Genomic DNA, 3,114 nt, shown 5'->3' on the forward strand with positions numbered 1-3,114 from the left:
GTAGAAAATATAACACTTGCACCTACTGAACTGCATCCTATCAAGGATGGATATCAAGGGTCAAGAGTTAAGCATCGGACTTTGGACTCTTGACTACGAATTTTAGATTTATTTCGCTTACAAGGCGCGGGGGATGAACCCCAAAATTCTTTTAATCCAAAATCCAAAATTAGCTGACTTGCAATTAACTTTCTGTACCCTTTTTTTTCGTAGAGGTTGTTGACTTAGCAGTTGACTTAGATTTGGAAGTCGTTGATTTAGTCGTTTTGCGAGTCGATTTCGCTGTCGATGCTTTAGCTGACAACAAGTTCAGCGCCTCAGCCAGTGTTATATTTTCTACCGTTTGACCTTCTGGGATACTCACATTAGTTTTGCCATGCTTAATGTAAGGGCCATAGGGGCCATCGTAGATGTTAATTGTTTCTTCATCATCTGGATGTGTACCCAATTCGCGTAAGGCTGCCTTGGACTTGCTGTTGGTGGAACTGCGTCCCTTTTTTGGCTCAGACAATAATTCCAATGCACGTTCTAGGAGAATTGTCAATACATTATCCGCAGCTTTTAGAGAACGGTAGTCTTTCCCCTCCTTACCCTGGTCATGAACCACATAAGGGCCAAAGCGCCCCAAACTTGCTTGGATTTTGCCGCCAGTGACTGGATGAACTCCTAATGTCCGGGGTAGTGCCAACAGACCAACAGCCATTTCCAGGGTAACGGTTTCTGGGGTAACACCCTTGGGTAGGGAGGCTTGTTTGGGTTTGGGGTTTTCGTCGGTTTTGTCACCCAATTGGACATAAGGCCCATAAGCACCAATTTTCACATAAATCGGTTCGCCAGTTTCGGGATGCCGACCTAGCTGGTCAGGCCCTGTGGTTTTTTGTCGCAGCAATACTTCTACCTGTTTGGGGTCGAGGTCGGCTGGTGTCAAGTCTTTGGGAATTGAAGCGGTGATAACCCCCTCACCATTTTCAACTTCAATGTATGGGCCATATTTCCCAATGCGGACTTTGGCTTCTAGATTCTCTAGTTCTACAGTCCTAGCTTTGGTAGCATCAATTTGACTTTCCCGTTCTTTTACCAGGGTTTCCAGCCCTTTATCTCCCAGATAGAATTGCTGCAAGTAGGGTAGCCATTTCGCTTCACCTGTGGCAATGTCATCCAGGGTTTGCTCCATCTTCGAGGTAAAACTGGGATCAACAACGTCCGGGAAATGTTTTTCCAGCAAGTCGGTGACGGCGAAAGCGGTGAAGGTAGGAATAAGAGCGTTACTCACCAAATGGGCATAACCCTTATCGATGATCGTGCCAATGATGCTGGCGTAGGTACTGGGACGACCGATACCTTCGCTTTCTAAGGTTTTCACTAAAGTTGCTTCGGTGTATCTAGCTGGCGGTTGGGTTTCGTGTCCAACTGCTTCTAAGTCTGTACAATTGGGATGATCTCCCACTTTCAAATTCGGCAAAATTACTTCCTGGTCTTCCAGTGCTGCTTCTGGGTCGTCTGAACCTTCGACGTAGGCACGTAAGTATCCTGGAAATTCAATCCGTTTGCCAGAAGAACGGAATCCAGCATCCTCGACTTGCAATTGCACGGTAATTTGAGTTTGGCGAGAATCAGCCATTTGACAGGCAACAGTCCGCTTCCAAATCAAATCGTAAACGGCAAGTTCTCGACCGCCCAAACCAGTTTCTTGAGGCGTGCGAAAACTGCTACCTGCTGGACGAATGGCTTCGTGCGCCTCTTGTGCGCCTTTGGATTTGGTGGTGTATTGCCGCGGTTGGGGACTGAGGTATTGTTGACCGTAGAGCTTTTCTACACAACTTCGAGCAGCTGCGATCGCTTGATCTGACAAATGTACCGAATCTGTCCGCATATAGGTAATATACCCCTGCTCGTACAAATTCTGGGCAACCCGCATCGTGTCACGGGCTGAAAGGCGCAATTTCCGGTTAGATTCTTGTTGCAACGTCGAGGTGGTAAACGGTGGCGACGGCTTGCGCGTCACTGGGCGTTCTTCAATCTCTGTAACACTCCAGGTTTTCCCAGTTAGGCGTTCTTTGAGGGCTACCGCTTGATCTTCGTTGAGCAACAAGACATTACGACCTGCGGTAATTTGTCCGGTCGTTGCGTCAAAATCACTGCCGTTAGCGATTTTGGTTCCTGCCAATGTTACCAATTGGGCAGCAAAGGGGGTTTTTTCCTTTGACAAACTAGCTTTCAAATCCCAGTACGTACCCTCATGGAAAGCGCGGCGTTGGCGTTCTCTAGTGACTAAAAGCCTCACAGCTACAGATTGCACTCGCCCAGCAGATAATCCCCAGGCGATTTTTTTCCATAGCAGTGGAGACAGAGTATAGCCCACCAGTCGATCTAAAATTCGCCGCGTTTCTTGGGCGCGAACCAACTGCTCATCAATATTGCGGCAGTCTTTCAGAGCTTTTTTGATCGCGTCTTGGGTAATTTCGTGAAACACCATCCGCTTAGTCGGAACTTTCGGCTTCAGCAATTGGTATAAATGCCAACTAATGCTTTCGCCTTCCCGGTCTTCGTCCGTTGCCAGAATCAGTTCATCTACATCTTTGAGGGCATCTTTAAGCTGGGTAACAATTTTCTTTTTGTCTTTCGGGACAACATATACCGGTTCAAAGTCGGCGTCCACATTTACCCCTAGCTGCGCCCATGTTTCCCCCTTGACGGCAGCGGGAATTTCACTAGCCGACTGGGGTAGGTCACGTACATGACCCATAGACGCCTCCACCCGATAGCCTGATGGCAGGTAGTTGCGAATGGTACGAGCTTTGGTTGGAGATTCGACGATGACGAGAGTTGACATGGAAATTTCTATAAAAAGAAGAGCTAGTAAGCTAGACAGTCAAATTGAAGTAATTTTTGCAAATTGTCAAGATAAAAGGTCACGCTTAGGGCAGTGATTTAATCCTTACATAAACTGCCTGCTTGGGATAATATCTGCTGAACTTATGGCCCAGTCTATCCCAGAGGATAAATGAGGGTACGCTGGGTCTGAATTTCCAGCTATTTCAATCTTTAACTTATCTAACGCATAATTGGCGACTACAGTTTTCAAAATATCATTGGGGAATGGGGAGTGGGGAA

Annotated in this window: 1 protein-coding gene; it reads right to left on the reverse strand. The window is 47.0% G+C overall.

What is annotated here, in order from left to right:
• Positions 1-184: 184 nt before the first annotated feature.
• Positions 185-2,833, reverse strand: coding sequence for a type I DNA topoisomerase (gene topA, locus LC574_RS33285; RefSeq protein WP_229457857.1), 2,649 nt, complete (start codon positions 2,831-2,833; stop codon positions 185-187).
• Between the last annotated feature and the right edge of the window lie 281 nt (positions 2,834-3,114).

It is taken from the genome of Nostoc sp. CHAB 5715 (genome assembly GCF_020829685.1).
GTDB lineage: Bacteria > Cyanobacteriota > Cyanobacteriia > Cyanobacteriales > Nostocaceae > Nostoc.

Bases quoted from the DNA above. Each gene is read 5' to 3' on its own strand.
- topA (WP_229457857.1), bottom strand. From the start codon at position 2,833: ATGTCAACTCTCGTCATCGTCGAATCTCCAACCAAAGCTCGTACCATT.